At 66.2% G+C, this 16479-nt stretch carries 17 protein-coding genes; 11 read left to right on the forward strand and 6 right to left on the reverse strand.

The window, feature by feature from the left end:
* Window positions 1-18 precede the first annotated feature (18 nt).
* A complete protein-coding gene (locus tag ACIQ0W_RS00690; RefSeq protein ID WP_396640997.1) occupies window positions 19-987 on the forward strand; it encodes an ATP-binding cassette domain-containing protein in 969 nt (322 codons plus the stop codon).
* Complete coding sequence (locus ACIQ0W_RS00695) at window positions 984-1772, forward strand: hypothetical protein (RefSeq protein WP_396640998.1); 789 nt, start codon at window positions 984-986, stop codon at window positions 1770-1772. Before ACIQ0W_RS00690 ends, ACIQ0W_RS00695 begins: the two co-directional genes overlap by 4 nt.
* Here the strand turns inward: ACIQ0W_RS00695 and ACIQ0W_RS00700 are convergent.
* From ACIQ0W_RS00700 to ACIQ0W_RS00710, 3 genes are read right to left on the reverse strand one after another with little or no spacing between them, the layout of a single operon-like run.
* Window positions 1759-2565: an AAA family ATPase gene (locus tag ACIQ0W_RS00700; protein ID WP_138173519.1), complete on the reverse strand. Its 807-nt coding sequence runs from the start codon at window positions 2563-2565 to the stop codon at window positions 1759-1761. The genes ACIQ0W_RS00695 and ACIQ0W_RS00700 overlap by 14 nt on opposite strands.
* Window positions 2565-3950, reverse strand: coding sequence for a Mu transposase C-terminal domain-containing protein (locus tag ACIQ0W_RS00705; protein WP_128217844.1), 1386 nt, complete (start codon window positions 3948-3950; stop codon window positions 2565-2567). Before ACIQ0W_RS00705 ends, ACIQ0W_RS00700 begins: the two co-directional genes overlap by 1 nt.
* A gap of 7 nt (window positions 3951-3957) precedes the next feature.
* Window positions 3958-4554 (reverse strand): recombinase family protein, encoded by a 597-nt coding sequence (locus ACIQ0W_RS00710; RefSeq protein ID WP_128217851.1) that lies wholly within the window; start codon window positions 4552-4554, stop codon window positions 3958-3960.
* Window positions 4555-4843: 289 nt separating this feature from the next.
* On the opposite strand from ACIQ0W_RS00710, the gene ACIQ0W_RS00715 reads away from it, so the two are divergent.
* Together ACIQ0W_RS00715 and ACIQ0W_RS00720 are read left to right on the forward strand one after the other, a co-directional pair.
* Complete coding sequence (locus ACIQ0W_RS00715; RefSeq protein WP_292903264.1) at window positions 4844-5524, forward strand: response regulator transcription factor; 681 nt, start codon at window positions 4844-4846, stop codon at window positions 5522-5524.
* On the forward strand, window positions 5521-6489 hold the full coding sequence (locus ACIQ0W_RS00720) for a sensor histidine kinase KdpD (RefSeq protein WP_128217842.1): 969 nt from the start codon (window positions 5521-5523) through the stop codon (window positions 6487-6489). Before ACIQ0W_RS00715 ends, ACIQ0W_RS00720 begins: the two co-directional genes overlap by 4 nt.
* Here the strand turns inward: ACIQ0W_RS00720 and ACIQ0W_RS00725 are convergent, their stop codons facing one another.
* The 3 genes from ACIQ0W_RS00725 to ACIQ0W_RS00735 are packed head-to-tail and all read right to left on the reverse strand — an operon-like array spanning window position 6490 to window position 9213.
* The gene (locus ACIQ0W_RS00725) at window positions 6490-7284 is read right to left on the reverse strand and encodes an FAD:protein FMN transferase (protein WP_128217841.1); all 795 of its coding nucleotides are present in this window, start codon (window positions 7282-7284) and stop codon (window positions 6490-6492) included. It abuts the gene before it with no gap.
* Window positions 7284-7790, reverse strand: a complete 507-nt coding sequence (locus ACIQ0W_RS00730; protein WP_128217840.1) for an FMN-binding protein — start codon at window positions 7788-7790, stop codon at window positions 7284-7286. Before ACIQ0W_RS00730 ends, ACIQ0W_RS00725 begins: the two co-directional genes overlap by 1 nt.
* A 13-nt stretch (window positions 7791-7803) precedes the next feature.
* Window positions 7804-9213: a ferric reductase-like transmembrane domain-containing protein gene (locus tag ACIQ0W_RS00735; protein WP_359921008.1), complete on the reverse strand. Its 1410-nt coding sequence runs from the start codon at window positions 9211-9213 to the stop codon at window positions 7804-7806.
* A 521-nt stretch (window positions 9214-9734) separates the two neighbouring features.
* On the opposite strand from ACIQ0W_RS00735, the gene ACIQ0W_RS00740 reads away from it, so the two are divergent.
* The 7 genes from ACIQ0W_RS00740 (at window position 9735) to ppsA (ending at window position 16456) form a co-directional block, all read left to right on the forward strand.
* A complete protein-coding gene (locus tag ACIQ0W_RS00740; RefSeq protein WP_128217839.1) occupies window positions 9735-10256 on the forward strand; it encodes a DUF2231 domain-containing protein in 522 nt (173 codons plus the stop codon).
* On the forward strand, window positions 10256-10987 hold the full coding sequence (locus ACIQ0W_RS00745; RefSeq protein WP_128217838.1) for a VIT family protein: 732 nt from the start codon (window positions 10256-10258) through the stop codon (window positions 10985-10987). The genes ACIQ0W_RS00740 and ACIQ0W_RS00745 overlap by 1 nt, the downstream gene beginning before the upstream one ends.
* A 100-nt stretch (window positions 10988-11087) precedes the next feature.
* Window positions 11088-11564: a cupin domain-containing protein gene (locus ACIQ0W_RS00750; RefSeq protein ID WP_128217837.1), complete on the forward strand. Its 477-nt coding sequence runs from the start codon at window positions 11088-11090 to the stop codon at window positions 11562-11564.
* 36 nt (window positions 11565-11600) lie between these two features.
* A complete protein-coding gene (locus ACIQ0W_RS00755; protein ID WP_396640999.1) occupies window positions 11601-12584 on the forward strand; it encodes a hypothetical protein in 984 nt (327 codons plus the stop codon).
* A gap of 9 nt (window positions 12585-12593) precedes the next feature.
* On the forward strand, window positions 12594-13061 hold the full coding sequence (locus ACIQ0W_RS00760) for a GbsR/MarR family transcriptional regulator (protein ID WP_396641000.1): 468 nt from the start codon (window positions 12594-12596) through the stop codon (window positions 13059-13061).
* A 140-nt stretch (window positions 13062-13201) separates the two neighbouring features.
* The gene (locus ACIQ0W_RS00765; RefSeq protein WP_396641001.1) at window positions 13202-14023 is read left to right on the forward strand and encodes a pyruvate, water dikinase regulatory protein; all 822 of its coding nucleotides are present in this window, start codon (window positions 13202-13204) and stop codon (window positions 14021-14023) included.
* A gap of 54 nt (window positions 14024-14077) precedes the next feature.
* Window positions 14078-16456 (forward strand): phosphoenolpyruvate synthase, encoded by a 2379-nt coding sequence (ppsA, locus tag ACIQ0W_RS00770; protein WP_396641002.1) that lies wholly within the window; start codon window positions 14078-14080, stop codon window positions 16454-16456.
* Window positions 16457-16479 lie beyond the last annotated feature (23 nt).

Consider the following 16479-nt stretch of genomic DNA (forward strand, 5'->3'; position numbering starts at 1 on the left):
GGGTGTACCTTCCGAGGCATGTCCACGCCACAGAACCCTGTGATCTCCGCACGCAATCTGACGAAGTACTACGGTCGCGTTCACGCCCTCGACGGCCTCGACCTGGCGGTCGACGCGGGTCAGATACACGGATTCCTCGGCCCCAACGGCGCCGGAAAATCCACCACCATCCGGGTGCTGCTGGGGCTCGCACGCGCCACCTCGGGTGAAGCATCCGTCTTCGGACTCGACCCGTGGCACGACGCGGTCGCCATCCACCGGCGCATCGCCTATATCCCGGGCGACGTGAGCGTGTGGCCCAACCTGTCGGGCGGCGAAGCTATCGACCTGCTTGCACGCCTTCGAGGAGCGAACACGCGGGACCCCGTGTTCCGCGCCGAGAAGGAGCGCTTGGGCGCTGCCTTCGAATTCGACCCCCGCAAGAAGGGTCGGGCGTACTCCAAGGGCAATCGCCAGAAGGTGGCCCTCATCGCGGCGTTGTCGGTTGCCGCAGACCTCTACATCTTCGACGAGCCGACGAGCGGACTCGATCCCCTCATGGAGGTGATGTTCCGCCGCGAGATCGCGCGGATCCGGGATGCCGGGGCCACCGTCCTGCTCTCGAGCCACATCCTGTCCGAGGTCGAGCAGCTGTGCGACCGGGTGTCCATCATCCGGTCCGGTCGAATCGTCGAGACGGGAACCCTCGCAGAGTTGCGGCACCTCACGCGAACGGAGATTTCGTTCGACGCGCCGACCCCAGCACGGGGCGACGAGGCGCTCCCCGGGGCACACGACCTCGTCGTCGAAGACGGACGCGTGCGCTTCACCGTCGACTCCGATGCCGTCACGGACGTACTCCCCGAACTCGCCCGCCAGAAGGTGCAGGGCCTGAACATCACACCTCCCTCGCTCGAGGAGCTGTTCCTGCGGCACTACGGAGAAGGGGGTCACTTCGGCGAACGCGACGGCGGGCGCAGCGAAACCAGCGTGGGCGGGGCGCGATGAACGGCGTCGCCACGCTGCTCGGGCAGCGCATCCGGCGCGACCGACTGCAGATCGCGATGTGGACGATCGGGACATCGCTGCTCGCCGCTTTCGCGTACATCGGCGTCTCCGAGTCATACGGGACCGCCCAGGACCGCACGTCCCTGCTCGCAGCGGCGATCGCCAACCCCGTCATCCTGCTTTTTCGTGGCCTGCCGTCGGGCGCCGACGAAGGCGCGTTCATCACGTTCCTGATCCTCCCGTGGCTCTGTCTGCTCGCGGCGTTCATGAGCACGTTCCTCGCGGTCCGCCACACACGTGGCGAGGAGGAGACGGGGCGTGCGGAGCTGCTCGGCGCCACGCCCGCATCGCGTTCTGCGCCTCTTATAGCCACCGTCGTCCACGGAACGCTGTCCAACCTGCTTCTCGCGGCGCTTGTCGCCGTCGCGTTCATCGCGACGGGGCTCGAGCCGGTCGGCTCGGTCGTCACAGGCGGCGCGGCCGGCTCGGTCGGGCTCGTCTTCCTCGGTGTCGGGCTCGTCGGGGGCCAGCTGTTCCGAACGTCACGAGGCGCCAACTCCGCATCCGTCTGGACTCTGCTCGCGCTGTTCGTCGTGGCCGGGTTGGGCAACGCCCTGGGCACCCCGAGTGATGACCTGCAACGCATAGACAGCTCCTGGCTCACCTGGCTCTCGCCCGTCGGTTGGGCCGAGAACACCCGCCCCTTCTCCGAGGACAATGCATGTGGAGTTCAGGTCTTGGTGGCGGCGGATTTTGATTGCTCGGTGTCGTCTAGTCGCCGATGACGAGGATGCTTGCGGCGGCTTCGACGACGTCGTCGGTGATGGCTTCGAGTTGATTGATCTTGAGTATCCGGGCGATCTGGGGGAAGAGGCGCTCGAGAAGCCGGAAGTTGCCACGCGTGATTCGTTCGATGGCGGCGATGGCCTGGGCGTCGGTGAAGTCTTCAGGGTCGAGGGTGCGTCCGATTCGTTTCCAGTGTCTGTCGAGGACGAAGAGCAGTTCGTCGCGTCCCAGCGCTCGATAGTGGTGGGAGAACCCGAGCCGGCTGTACAGCTGCGGGTAGTGCCTGAAGCGTTGGTCGATGCCGGGCATGCCGACCAGGATGATGGCGAGGTGGGTGCGGTCGTGCTGGTCCCGGAGCAGTTCAAGGGCCATCGGGGTGAGCCGTTCGGCTTCGTCGATGATGAGCAGCTCGACGAAGGAATTCTTGTGTGAGCGCTGGCCGGTGACGTTACCGATCGTGCGTTGGTGTTCCTCCACGCAGATGTCCACCTTGATCTGCCAATGACCGATCTCGCGGACGAGTTCCTTTGGTCGAGGCAGAACTTCTGGCGTGTAGAAGACAGTGCGGGACCGGTTGGCCAGAGCGTAAAACGCATCGTCCGCATCGCTGCGCGGTCCCCACTCATCGATGTACGGCTCGAGAGTGTCCCAGTTGGCGTATCTACGGGCGGATTGGGTCTTTCCCACGCCAGCGTCGCCGTGGCAGATGCCGATGGTTCGCTCTTTCCGGACGGCATTCGCGAACTCGATGAAGCGTCGGTGCTCCTTGGTCACGATGAATGCCTGGCCCATCACTCGTCCTCTTCATAGGTGCGCAGCCTGTTCCGCCGCGCCGGCTGAGGTGCGCGGCGGAGTTCAGGTCGGGCGGCGGTAGTCGGGATGCGCTCGTTGATGATCTTGCGCAGTTCGCGTCGGCGTGCTCGTCGGGCGGTTTCGACGTCGCGGAGACTCAGTCTGAGGTTCGGGTGGGCTTCGTCGATGGCGACGCAGATGAAGGTGTCGTGGTCGTAGACGCGGATCTCGGAGATGTCGCGCGGGTCGTACCGGATCGTGATCGGGTGTCCCACGAACGGGGCGAGGGTGGGAGCGAGGTAGCGCTGGCCTTGGAAGTGGATCCCGTCTCTTTGCACGATCCGGTTCTTCGGCACAGTAAGGAGGAGTGTGTCGAGGTACTCGAGACTGTCGGGCATCCGCGGAAGCCAGCCGTCGGCGACCCATGCGTCCCTCGGCGAAACTCCAAGCTCGGAGTGCGGTCGGTCGTTGTAGACGGTGATGAACGCCCCAATCGCTTGATCCAACGCGGGTAGATCCATCGACGGTGTAGGGGTGCGGCTGCCTGGTCCGAGGTGGCCGGGGAGTGTGGCGAGGAGTTCGGTGTTGATCGTGCCGAAGAATCGTTCGATCTTGCCTCGACCCTGAGGGCGGCCAACGATCGAGTGAATGATGCGGATGTGCAACGCGATCGCGGTGCGCTCAAGATGGTGGCTGGTGAAGTCAGAGCCGTGGTCGACGTGCAGGATGTCGGGGAGACCGCACATGGCCCATGCCGGGTCGGTCTTTCGCCAGATCGCTTGACGGAGCGCGAGTGCCGTGTTCAGCGCCGAGGGTGCCCCGGTGAAGACGGTGTATCCGCAGATCGCACGAGAGTAGTCGTCCATTACCGTCGTCAGCCATGGTCGATCCGGCTTCCCGTCGGAGCCGACGATGAGGATGTCTAGCTCGGTGTGATCGGACTGCCAGGTTTGGTTCGGCCGGTCAGCACGACGGCGAAGGACAAGTTCGTGCCGGTCGCGGTACGACGCCGGCCCCTCCAGCGCCAGCGTCACAAGCGCAGGATCAAGCCCGCGCACGACTTCTCGCACCGTCGCGTAACTGGGGACCGGCCTACCTTCCCGGGTCGCTTCCGCAACGGTCAGCCGATGAAGCGTCGCGAGGCTCGGCCGTGGTCTGGTCAGCGCGAGCCGTTCGATGAACGCGACGGTCTCGGGAGCTGTGCGCCGGGTTCCTGCGTCGATGCGGGGCTGCAGGTCCAGTCCGGAGATCCCGCCGTCCAGGTAGCGGCGGTGCCAGCGTTGCAGTGTGCGGGCGCTGATTCCGGTGTCGCGGGCGAGGGCCGCGAGTGGAACCTGGTCTTCGACATGAAGTCGAAGCACCCGCCACCGCTCCTCGGCGTCCACGCCTCACCTACATCGCGGCGCTTCCGCGCGCAGCGTCCGCTTGCTGGTGACGGTAGAGAGTGGCGCGGCTCCACCCGACCAGGCGGGCAGCGTCCTCAGCGGTGCGTCCCTTCGCCCGCGCCTCCCTTGCCAGCTGAAGTTTGTCCGCAATCACCGCGGGGTCGGACACGGGGCGGCCGAACCGTGTCCCGTTTTGTCGGGCGGCCGCTATCCCGGCGGTGACTCGCTCGACGATCAGTTCGCGCTCGTACTCCGCGAGGGTGGCCAGCATGTTCAACATCAACCGCCCGGTCGATGTCGCAGGGTCGATCCCGTCCGAGATGGATCGGACGTGCACGCCCCGCCCGCGCAACAGGTTCACCGTGTTCAGCACGTCGATCAGAGAACGGCCGAGACGGTCAACCCGCCAGACGACCACCGTGTCGCCCTCGGCAGCATGCTCGAGAAGCTTCTTCATCCCGGGGCGTTCGATCGCCGCCCGACTTCCCGACGTGACGTCCGCGAACACGTCGCGCTTTTGCACGCCGGCTAAGACGAGCGCGTCGAGCTGCAGCTGCGCATCCTGACTGGACGTGCTCACTCGCGTGTATCCCAAAAGCCTCATACCGCCAGTGTGCCTCAATAAACCCAGCAACGCAGCGGGGTAAGACAGATCACGGCAAGACAACTTTCCGAGACGACTCGCGCCGCGGAATCACGCTGACGCCGACCGGGGCGAAAGGTGGGGGCCGATGTCTTGAAAAGCTGTACTTAACTGAGACCCTCGTGCGTGATGCGGGTACGCGGGTGGGAGCCTTCGGCCGCCGCACAAGTCGCGATACATGCCCTGGCGCCTAAGCTGGAGAATCACTTCGGGGAGGGGGCGCATGGACCGCACTCCGGGGAGGGGGCGCATGGACCGCACTCCGGGCACCGAGAGGGGTTCACTTCTCTACGTCGAGGACGACGCAGAGATCGCCGCTCTTACCGTGGAGATGCTGTCCGACGCGTATACCGTCGATCTCGCGACGGACGGGGAGTCGGGTGTTCGAAAGGCGCTCGGCCGTCCATACGACGTGATGGTGGTGGATCGTCGACTGCCGGGGATGGACGGCGTGGAATTCATCCGGTCAGTCCGTGCTGCCCGGATCACAACTCCGATTCTCATGCTGACCGCGCTCGGAACAATCGACGATCGAGTATCCGGGTTGGATGGCGGCGCCAATGACTACTTGGTGAAGCCGTTCGACTATGGCGAGTTGCTCGCGCGGCTACGTGCCCTGCGCCGCGCATTCCGCGCAGACGGCGAACGGCGTGGCATCGGGGACTGGGTTTTCACCCCGGAGTCGCAGGCGCTCTACGACCCGTCCGGCTTCCGGATCTCGCTCACGGCGACTGAATCTGCTCTGCTCGCACTCCTCACCAGCAGTCCCGACCACGTGTTCAGTCGTGAAGAGATCGTCCGCGCGGTCTTTCCTGATGGCGAGACAACGAGCTCAGTCGACACCTACGTGCACTACGTGCGGCGTAAGTCCACTCCCGACATGATCGAGACCGTTCGTTCCCGCGGATACCGGGCCGGGAGTCCGTCATGAGCAACGACTTCCTCTATGTTCGCCGCGCGTCCCGCGCCGTGGGCCTGTACGTAGGAGTCGCGTCGGCACTCATCATCGCCGCAGGTGTGGGCCTCCTCGTTCTGGTGATCCTGCTCACCTCTCGCCGGGAGGGGGCAGAACACGGCCCGGGGGTAGGCGGTGATCATTCTGGCGACGACTTCGTCGTCGACATCGATAAGGTATTGCCGGCTGTGATCCTCCTCGGGGTCGTCGGTGTGCTGCTCTTAGCGGTCGTCGCGTGGCTCGCAGCGCGGCGATCTGTGCAACCTCTCAGTGATGCCCTCCGCCTTCAGCAAGATTTCGTTGCAGACGCCAGCCATGAGCTGCGCACCCCACTCACCACCCTGACCAGCCGAATACAGGTCCTGCAGCGTCGACATGCGCGAGGTGAGCCGATCGAGGACAACCTCGCGGCTTTGCGTCGGGATGCGACCATGATGAACGACGTGCTCAACGACCTCTTGATATCGGCAGAGCAGAACACACCCGCCGCAGCAGGTCCGGCGCTCGTGTCTGTCGCCGCGGAGGCTGCCGCCGCATCCCTGCAGGCGCTTGCCGATCAGGCATCCGTGACCCTGATCGTCGATGCCGACCAGGATGTGGCGGTGCGGGTGCCGCCGGTCACGCTGATGAGGGCGATAGTCGCTCTCGTCGACAACGCCGTCCAACACTCCCCCGAGGATGGAATCGTTCGCATCACCGTCAGAAGCGCGGAGTCGTTCGCGCTCATCCGGGTCGCCGACGAAGGTGGCGGCATTTCCGGGATCGCAGTCGACCGGGTGTTCGACCGTTTCGCCCGCTCGGCGGACAGCGGCCGCAGGCGTGGGTTCGGGCTCGGCCTTTCCCTCGTGCGCGACATCGCCGTCAGGGCGGGCGGGTCCATCGAGGTGGAAGCAACTTCCGATAGAGGGACGACCTTCTTGGTGCGATTGCCTGCGGCCTGATCACACGGCAACCGTGTCAACGCACGTTCTCCCGAGCCAACGTGAGGTTCGCCCGTCCGCCGCGATGATGAGGCCTGTGCGAGTCTCTGCGCGGGAAATCCACGACCGGTCCGCGTAGCCGGCGACCACCGCCGCCGTCGCCCAGAGATCCGCCTGGGCGAGACCATCGGCTACAACGGTTGCGCTTGCTACCGTGACTGCGGGATTGCCTGTTCGCGGGTCGACGATGTGCCGACCGCGTTCCGCGACTCCTGAGGTGGCGACAGCCCCGTTCTCAATAGTGATGGTCGCCGCTACCTCACCCGGGTGGCACGGGTCCGCGATCGCGACATTCCAGCGCCAGTCGGTGTCGGGGGCGGTGAACAATTGCATGTCGCCGCCCGCGTTGATGCCAACAGCGATGTCCTGCGGGACCAACGACGCGAGATGTGTGCGCGCAACTATTTCCACCGCCCACCCTTTGACTAGGCCGGTCGGGTCGAACCAGCCCTGCCAGTCGGCCGAGAACAACCCATTCGTCTCGCGCTCGGCCTCACAGCACAGCTCGGCGACTCGCGAAACCCTGGGGTCCGCGTCCTTGATGGTCAGCTCGCCCCTGCGGATCCGATTGATATCGGAGTCGTCCCGATAGGTGGAGAAGACACGGTCGATGTCGCGGAGCTCGCTGAAGCACGCGTCCACGGCACGCCGGGTGCCGGTGGCCGGTTGCGGGCCGCGGGAGCGGACGTGGACGCTGATCGGTATCCCCATGATCTCTTCGACCCACACGTGGCGGGGAGGGATGATGGCGCGCATCAGCTCTGCGCCTGGTCGAGCGCGCTTTGCAGAGAGGTCACGTAGCCGCGACTGGTGTACGTCGCACCTGACACCATGTCGATCTGCGCGCTCTGCGCTCGCACCGTTTCGCTGACAAGCTGCGGGATCGCGTTCTGATTTATCTGACGGTCACGACCGTTGCCGTCCGGGTAGTCCACCACCTGCACATCACTAATCTGACCCCCCGCGACGGTGACCTGCACCTGCACGGGCCCGTATCGCGTGCCCGTTGAATCGCCCGTGTACGTGCCATCAGCGAGCGACGACGCGGCCGTCGGAGACGGGCTCGGGGGTGAGGAAGCACTGCCGTTGAGATTGGCATCGCCCCCGGTAGTTCCACCGCTGGCGGTGGTCCCGGTAGTCGTGGATCCGCTGACGGCGGGTTCAGTCGCGGTCGGTGGGATGGCGTCCAGAGATGTCCGGTAGCTGAAGAGCAGCACCAGCCCGGTGAGCGTGGTGAGGAGCGCGTAGATGATCTTCTTCATGGGGTCCTCCGTGTCAGATCGTGAACGCTTCGGAGTGGATGCGTTCGGGCGCGAGCCCGGCGTGCCGGAGGTCGCGTTCAAGGTCGGCCATCCAGGGAATGGGCCCGCAGAGGTACGCGTCGTACGACGTGATGTCGGGGGCCAGGTGCCGGATGAGGTCCGGTCCCTGCCATGCAGAGTGGGTTGCGGGCATCCAGGGTGAGCTGCCTGTGGAGCGCGGCCCGGGCAACGGGACGTGTCGAAGCCCGCGGTGAGCGACCAGGTCTCTGATAACGGACTGCCGGAGACCGTCGGCCGGATCCGAGTCCCGAGTGATGAGAGTCGCGTCGCCGGGCTGGAACGTTTCCGCCTCCAGGAGAGAGACGAGTGGGGCGACACCGGCTCCCGCACCGAACAACAGCAGCTTCGATCCGGTCCGCAACGCACCGGTCATATGACCGTAGGGTCCTTCGATGAGGACACGCGTTCCGGGGTGCAGTGTGGCCAGTCGGTGGGTGCCATCCCCCGCGAACCGCGCCGAAATCGACAGCCGGTCCCCGGTCGGCGCGCTGGAGAGTGAGAACGGGTGACCGCGTGTCCACCCGGGGCCGTCGAGGAAGCGCCAGATGAAGAACTGCCCGGCACGCGCACCCAGCCGGTTCATCGCCCGGCCGGACATGCGTACGGTCACTCCGCGTGCACCGTCAAGGTCGACACCGCTGACACGGATCCCGTGCCGCCACGATCGAAACAGCGGTACGCCGACCCGATACACCAGGACAGATGCTGCAGCTGCCGCCCACAGCGCCCACCAGTACGCGGTCGCCACCGGCGTGGAGAGAAAGTCTGCCCCCGTCCACAGCTGGTGCGGAAGTGCCAGGCCGACACCGAGGTACGCGTACAGGTGGAGCAGGTGCCAGGACTCGTAGCGGAGGCGGCGGCGGGCGCGTCGAATCGAGGTCACCACCACCATGAGGATCGCCAGCGTGCCTGCCGTTGCCAGCAACATCCCCGGGTAGTTCCACACGAAGTCCCACAACTGGGCGAGGGGATTCACATTCGCGGCAACCGAGTACCCGGCCACAAGCAGCACGATGTGTGCGGCGAGGAGCCAGAACGACCAAAAGCCGACGAACCGGTGCATCCGCGTGATCGCCTCACGTCCGAAACCGCGCTCAAAAATGGGGACCCGCGCCATCAGTAGCACCTGGTACAGCAGCAGGTTTGCAGAAACCAGGCCGGCCAGCCGGCCCAGCGTCGTCAATGTCTCTCCGCTAACGGCGAAGACACTCGTTACACCACCGCCCGCGACCCACAACGCCACGACGAACAGACTCGTCAACCAGATGACAGTGGTCGCGCCCATCCGCCACAGCACGGGCCGTGTTGCGTGCGACGCGACGCGAGGCGTCGAGCGGGTGGGTCTAGTGGCAAGGCTGGTCATATCTGAATCGTCCGACCCGGCCGCTGAGACAGCTCTAAGAATGGTCCGCCCACAGCAACTTCATAGGACTCGCCTTTGATTTCCGAGGAAGCGCCAGTGCCTCGAGCGGGCCCAGCCCACCCGTGCATGACCGGTGCTGCACCAGAAAGCGGTGCGACAACGATCGCCATGACTGTGCGCCTGGTTCGCGCGGGACCTTCGCCCCTAGCGGCGGCCACATCCGCAGGGTGAACTGAGGTCAACAGCGTCTGCGGCGATTCTGTCAGCCGTGACCTAACACGCAAGACCCGTCGTTCGTGCGGCGAACAAGCGCCATCGCCGGCAACCACCGTTCGGGGAAACCTCAACTACCCAAACCGAAAGTCTTGGCCATCTGCGGGGAAAGGAGGTCTCCGGACGTTGGTAGATCCGGCCGCCATTCCCACCAAAGCGCAGGCTACCCTCCGTGGTGGCTCGAGGGTTCGCGGCTTAGCGTTACCCTCGAGGACAGCGAACCGTCGCCCACCCTCCCTAGGAGCAAAATGTTTGACACGTTCTTCGGCCTCCCGCTGCATCCCCTCGTCGTACACGCCACGGAAGTCATCGTCCCGCTGGCAGCCGTGCTCGTCATTCTCACCGCTGCGTGGCCGCGTTTTCGCCGATGGGCCGGCTATCTCACGCTGGGTATCTGCCTCCTCGCACTTGCCCTCGTGCCGCTATCCACCCAATCCGGTGAAAAGTTGGAAGCGCGCGTCGGGGAGAACGCGCTGATCGAAACTCACGCCGAACTGGCCGACGGTCTCTTGCCCTGGGTCGGTGGTCTCGTGCTCATCGCCGCGGCACTCCTCTGGTGGAACATCCGTGAAAAGCGTGCCCAGGCCGCCGCGGTTCGTGCGCCAGATTCCGCAGTCGCGCCGCGACCGGAGGTGAAGGGAAGAATGCGATGGATCCCCGCGACCCTCCTGGTGCTCGCCCTTGTGGTATCCGGCGGCACGACAGTGCAAGCCATCCTGATCGGCCACAGCGGCGCGACAGCCGTGTGGTCAGGGGACATGGAAAACTGATGACACACGCACCGACAGAGTCCGCAGTCCCGCGCGATGAGCCGCACTCGGGAAGCCTGGCCGGCCGGCTGAACTGGCTGCGCGCCGGGGTGCTCGGCGCGAACGACGGAATCGTTTCCGTTGCCGCCATCGTGGTCGGTGTTGCCGGCGCAGGTTCCTCCACCGCCGCGATAGTCGCCGCCGGGTCTGCCGCTCTCGTCGGCGGTGCGATCTCGATGGCGCTAGGCGAGTACGTCTCCGTGAGTAGCCAAAGCGACAGCCAACGTGCCCTGATCGAGAAGGAAAGGACCGAACTGCGGGACGATCCCGAAGGCGAACTCGCCGAACTCTCTGCGCTCTACGAGGCCCGAGGGCTGTCGCCACACACCGCGCAGCAAGTCGCCCTCGAGCTCACGGCCAAGGACGCCCTCAAAGCGCACCTGTCGATGGAACTCAACATCGATGAGGCTGACGTCGTCAGCCCCTGGCACGCAGCGGGCGCTTCGGCCCTAGCCTTCCTCATCGGAGGAATACTTCCTCTACTCGCCATCCTGCTGACCCCCGACACCATCCGCGTGCCGGTGACCTTCGTCGTCGTACTCATCGCCCTCGCCGGGACCGGTGCGATCGGTGCCCTCCTCGGCGGCAGCCGCCCACTGACGGCAACCCTCAGGGTCGTCGCCGGCGGGGCCTTGGCCCTGATCGCCACCTTCGCCGTCGGCACCCTCCTCGGCACAACCGGCCTCATCTAAGCCGCATCGCGGAAGCCCCACATATCGCCACCACCGGGATGTACTGCCTTCAATCAGTCACCATCGCTCCACCTCGGCACTCGATAAAGGAAGAACAACCATGGATACAACAGACATCGGCCCGCGCCCGCACGCCTTCGACATCGAGGCGGCGACCCAAGCGAACGAGAACTACCGCACTGTCGCCTGGACCGGGAAATATCTGCAAGTCACGCTGATGACCATCCCGGTTGGCGAGTCCGTCGGCCTGGAATGCCACCCGGATACGGACCAGTTCCTGCGCGTGGACGCCGGTCAAGGCCAAGCCGTCATGGGCAGCGCCAAGGACCAACTCGACTTCGAACAGGCCGTCTCAGATGGGTGGGCAATTCAAGTACCTGCCGGAACGTGGCACGACGTCCGCAATACGGGCAATCAACCGCTACGCCTGTACACCGTATACGCACCGGTGCACCACGCCGCCGGAACCGTCCAGGTAACGAGCACCGACGCGGAAAACGATGAGTCCATCGGTACTGACCACGCGCCGAGCTGGACCGTACAACCCGAAGCAAGCCAGCCCGATCGTCACGCGTAGGACCCAGCATTGCCATACGAAGTCGGCAGAGCCTCAGTGCTGATTCCGAACAGCCCACCGGCCCGGGAGCGACACGTTGCCCACGCAAACTGCCGACACGGATCGACCAAATTCACAGACAATGCATCCCCCCTCATCCTCGCCATCGCGGTCGCTGCGGCCCTCATCGCGGGGGCGGTCCTCGCGCAAGGATCCCGCGATCTCGGCGAGAGCTTCGTCGCGGAACGAGCGGGCCGCGACGAGGCGTCCCCCGCACTGGCGACCCCGGTGGCGCTCATCTGGCGGCTCTCCGGCGCAGCCGTGGTCGGCTGGGCTGCCGCAGGCCTCCTGCTCGGGGCCCTGTCCACGTCGCTCGCGTCGATCGTGGCCGATATCGGGTCGACGAACCCGACCGTCCAGGCGATGCTCGAACAGATCGCCGGCGCCGGCAACGTCGAGCAGGGTACGGTGACGATCTTCTTCACGATGCTCGGTGTCCTCGCCGCATGCGCCGCCGTGCAGACCGTCTGCCGCGCCCGCCAAGAGGAGACGCAGGGCACCGCCGAGGTGCTGCTCGCGACCCCCATCCACCGCGTGCGGTGGCTCGGGGGGTACCTCGTGATCGGGTTCGTCGCCCTCGTGACGGTCGTGTTCGCCGGTGTCGTCGGAGCGGCGCTCGGCATCGTCGGACAGGGCGGCGATCTCGCCCTGATGCGAGACGTCGGGGTGGTCGGCGGTGGACAGGTTGCCGCGGCATCCGTCTTCCTCGTGGTCACCGCCCTCGTCTTCGTCGTGTTGCCGCGCGCGACGATCGCGCTCGGCTGGACCCTTGTGCTGGTGGGGATGGTGCTCGGGCTCTTCGGCCCGCTGTTCGGATTCCCGGCGTGGCTCACGGACCTCTCCCCCGTGGGCATCGCACCGCTGATCGAGGGCGACACCGTCGACATGCGCGGACTGTGGTGGCTGCTCGGCACGACGGCCGTCGGGGCGATCGGGTCGCTGGGCCTCATGCGGCGCCGGGAACTGGTGACCGGCGGATAGATTCGGATCATGGAGCATCCCGGGACGGAGCCGGCCGAGCAGGCGGCCGCGCTGCTGGCCGCCGCAGGAATGGCACGGATGCCCGCGCGCGTCATGATGGCTCTCGTCGGCTCGCCTGACGAGGGCTACACCGCCGCCGAGTTGGCGGATCGCCTGGGCGTCTCCGCGGCTGCGGTGTCGGGTGCCGTGCGGTACCTCGTGTCGATGCGCCTCATCCAGAGACTGCCTCGCCCGGGTGATCGCCGTGACCGCTACGACCTCGTTGATGACGCGTGGGCGGACATGATCACCGTCAATGCTCCCCTGTACGCGAACCTGGCGACGCAGATGGACGCCATCGCCGACGAGAACGTCGACGCCCCCCTCTCGGTCGATCGTGCGCGTGACACCGCGGACTTCTTGCGTTATCTCGCCGAGCGGATGCCTCGATTGGCGGAGGAGTGGCGGGCCGAACGCGCCGGAGCCGGCACGAGCTAGAGCACACGAGTTCCTACCGTCGGCGTAAGTTTCGCCGAACTTTCGGCCACATCGCGCACTGAGACCTGCCGAAGTTTCCTAGGTTCGATTCGAGGGGCGCACCCGCGCCCCGAGAGAGAGCACCCGTGGTGAGCACCGGCGTGAGCGCAAGACAGCCCGATCGCACGGCCTTCTTCGTGTCAGACAGCACCGGGATCACAGCCGAGACCCTGGGCAACGCCCTGCTGGCCAATTTTCCGGGCGTCACCTTCTCGCGACGCACTCTGCCCTTCATCGACTCCGTTCCGGCGGCTCAGGCCGTAGTGCGCGAGATCGAGTCCGCGGGAGCCTCGGGCACCGAGCCGATCGTCTTCAGTACGGTCAAGGGGCACGAACTGGGTGCGACCATCCGGGCGGCACGCGCCACCCATATCGACCTGCTGAGCGGCCACCTCACCGAGCTGGAGGGCGCGCTCGGAACGACGGCATCCGAGCAGCTCGGTCAGTTCCACACCGTGGGCGATACGGAGCGCTACTTCGCGCGGATGCGGGCGGTCGAATACGCGATCGAGCACGACGACGGCCAGAGCTTCCGCGCGCTCGACCAGGCGGACGTCGTCATCGTCGCCCCGTCGCGGTGCGGCAAGACCCCGACGACCATGTATCTCGCGCTGCAATACGGGCTGCTCGTGGCGAACTACCCCCTGACCGACGACGACTACCCCACCGAGGGCCTGCCTCGTGAACTCGAGCGGTACCGCGCGCGGTGCTTCGGCCTGACCACCACTCCCCTCCGCCTGAGCCAGGTCCGCCACGAGAGGCGCGCCAACTCGACCTACGCCAGCCTCGCCCAGTGCACCCTCGAGCTGCGCCGAGCCGAAGACCTCTACCGGCGAGCGCACATCCCGTTCGTGAACTCCTCCACCAAGAGCGTCGAGGAGATGTCCGCCGTCATCATGCAGTCCCTGCGCCTCCGCCCCTGACCCCTCTCGCCCACCGCCTACCGCGTGTGCTCATCCCCTTCGAAAGGTTCTCTCATGACGAACATCCTCTGGTTCGATCAGGTCGGCATGGCCGACGTCGCCCGTGTCGGCGGCAAGAACGCCTCCCTCGGCGAGATGGTCTCGCACCTGTCCGCTCTCGGGGTCAAGGTGCCGGGAGGATTCGCGACGACCGCCGACGCGTACCGCTCGTTCCTGACCGCGGACGACCTGGAGGGCCGCATCCGCCGGCGGATCGACGTCGTCGATGTCGAGGACGTCGCGGGTCTCGCGGCGGCCGGGTCGGAGATCAGGTCATGGATCGAAGAGCAGACGCTGCCCGCAGACCTCGAGCGGGACATCCGCTCCGCGTACGAACGACTCACGTCCGACACCGGCGCGGACGTCACCTGGGCCGTGCGCTCGAGCGCGACTGCAGAGGACCTGCCCGATGCATCCTTCGCGGGTCAGCAGGAGACGTTCCTCAACATCTCGGGCATCGACAACGTGCTGGGCGCCATCCGCTCCGTCTTCGCCTCGCTCTACAACGACCGCGCGATCGCCTATCGCGCACACCACGGGTACGAGCACCATGACGTCGCCCTCTCGGCCGGCGTGCAGCGGATGGTGCGCTCGGACCTCGGCGCGGCCGGGGTCATGTTCACCGTGGACACCGAGTCGGGGTTCGACGGCGCGGTCTTCGTGACGAGTTCGTACGGACTCGGCGAGGCCGTCGTGCAGGGCGCGGTCAATCCCGACGAGTTCTACGTGTCGAAGGTCGCGTTGGCCGCTGATCGCCCGGCGATCCTCAAGCGCTCGGTCGGCGAGAAGGCGATCGCGATGCGCTACACCGATGACCGTCACGCGGGCGCGAGCACGGCGTTCGTCGACGTGCCGCAGGCCGACCGCATCCGTTTCTCGCTGAGCGACGACGACATCACCGAGCTCGCCCGTCACGCCCTCGTGATCGAGCAGCACTACGGGCGTCCGATGGACATCGAGTGGGCGAAGGACGGCATCGACGGCGGGCTCTACATCGTGCAGGCTCGTCCCGAGACGGTCGTGTCGCGGACGGATGTCGGAGTCATCCGTCGCTTCGTGCTGAACGACTCGGGCGAGGTCGCCGTCGCGGGGCGAGCGATCGGCCAGCGGATCGGCTCGGGCCCCGCGCGCGTGCTGCGGGATGTATCGCAGATGGACGAGTTCCGGCCCGGAGAGGTCCTGATCGCCGACATGACGGACCCCGACTGGGAGCCGATCATGAAGCGCGCGAGCGCGATCGTCACGAACCGCGGCGGCCGCACCTGTCACGCCGCCATCATCGCGCGCGAACTCGGCATCCCCGCCGTCGTCGGCACGGGCGACGCGACACGGGTGATCACGGATGGCGACGAGGTCACCGTCTCGTGCGCCGAGGGCGACACCGGGTTCGTGTACCGCGGGCTGCTCGACTTCGAAGAGCAGCTGACGCACCTCGATCGGATGCCGAAGGCTCCGGTGAAGATCATGATGAACGTCGGCACGCCCGACCAGGCGTTCTCGTTCTCGCGCCTGCCGAACGACGGCGTCGGCCTCGCGCGCCTGGAGTTCGTGATCAACCGGCAGATCGGCATCCATCCGCGGGCGCTGCTCGAATTCGACACCCTCCCGGCGGACCTCAAGGAGCAGATCGGCACGGCGACCGCCGCCTACTCGTCGCCGCGCGACTACTTCGTGCAGCGCGTGGCCGAGGGCATCTCGATGATCGCCGCGGCGTTCTGGCCCGAGCCCGTCATCGTGCGCCTCAGCGACTTCAAGTCGAACGAGTACGCCAATCTGCTGGGCGGCGACCGCTACGAGCCGCACGAGGATAACCCGATGCTCGGGTACCGCGGCGCCTCGCGATACATCTCCCCCGACTTCCGCCCGTGCTTCGACATGGAGTGCGAGGCGCTCAGCCACGTGCGCGACGAGATGGGCTTCACCAACGTGCAGATCATGGTGCCGTTCGTCCGCACCGTCGGTGAGGGTCATGCGGTCGTCGAACTGCTCGCCGAGAACGGTCTCCGCCGCGGCGAGAACGACCTCAAGGTCATCATGATGTGCGAGCTGCCCTCGAACGCCCTGCTGGCGGACGAGTTCCTCGACTACTTCGACGGGTTCTCGATCGGCTCCAATGACATGACGCAGCTCACCCTCGGGCTCGACCGCGACAGCTCGCTCGTCGCGGCGACGTTCGATGAGCGGAACCCCGCGGTGCGGAAGATGCTGTCGATGGCGATCACGGCTTGCCTGGCGCGCGGCAAGTACGTCGGCATCTGCGGGCAGGGCCCGTCGGACCATCCGGATCTCGCCGAGTGGCTCGTGGAAGAGGGGATCGAGTCGATCTCGCTCAACCCGGACACGGTCGTCGAAACATGGATCCGACTGGCCGCGGCGGCGACCCCGACGGTTTAGGCGCCGACGCCGGCGTGCGGGGC

This window comes from Microbacterium sp. (assembly GCF_044340635.1).
Taxonomy (GTDB): domain Bacteria; phylum Actinomycetota; class Actinomycetes; order Actinomycetales; family Microbacteriaceae; genus Microbacterium.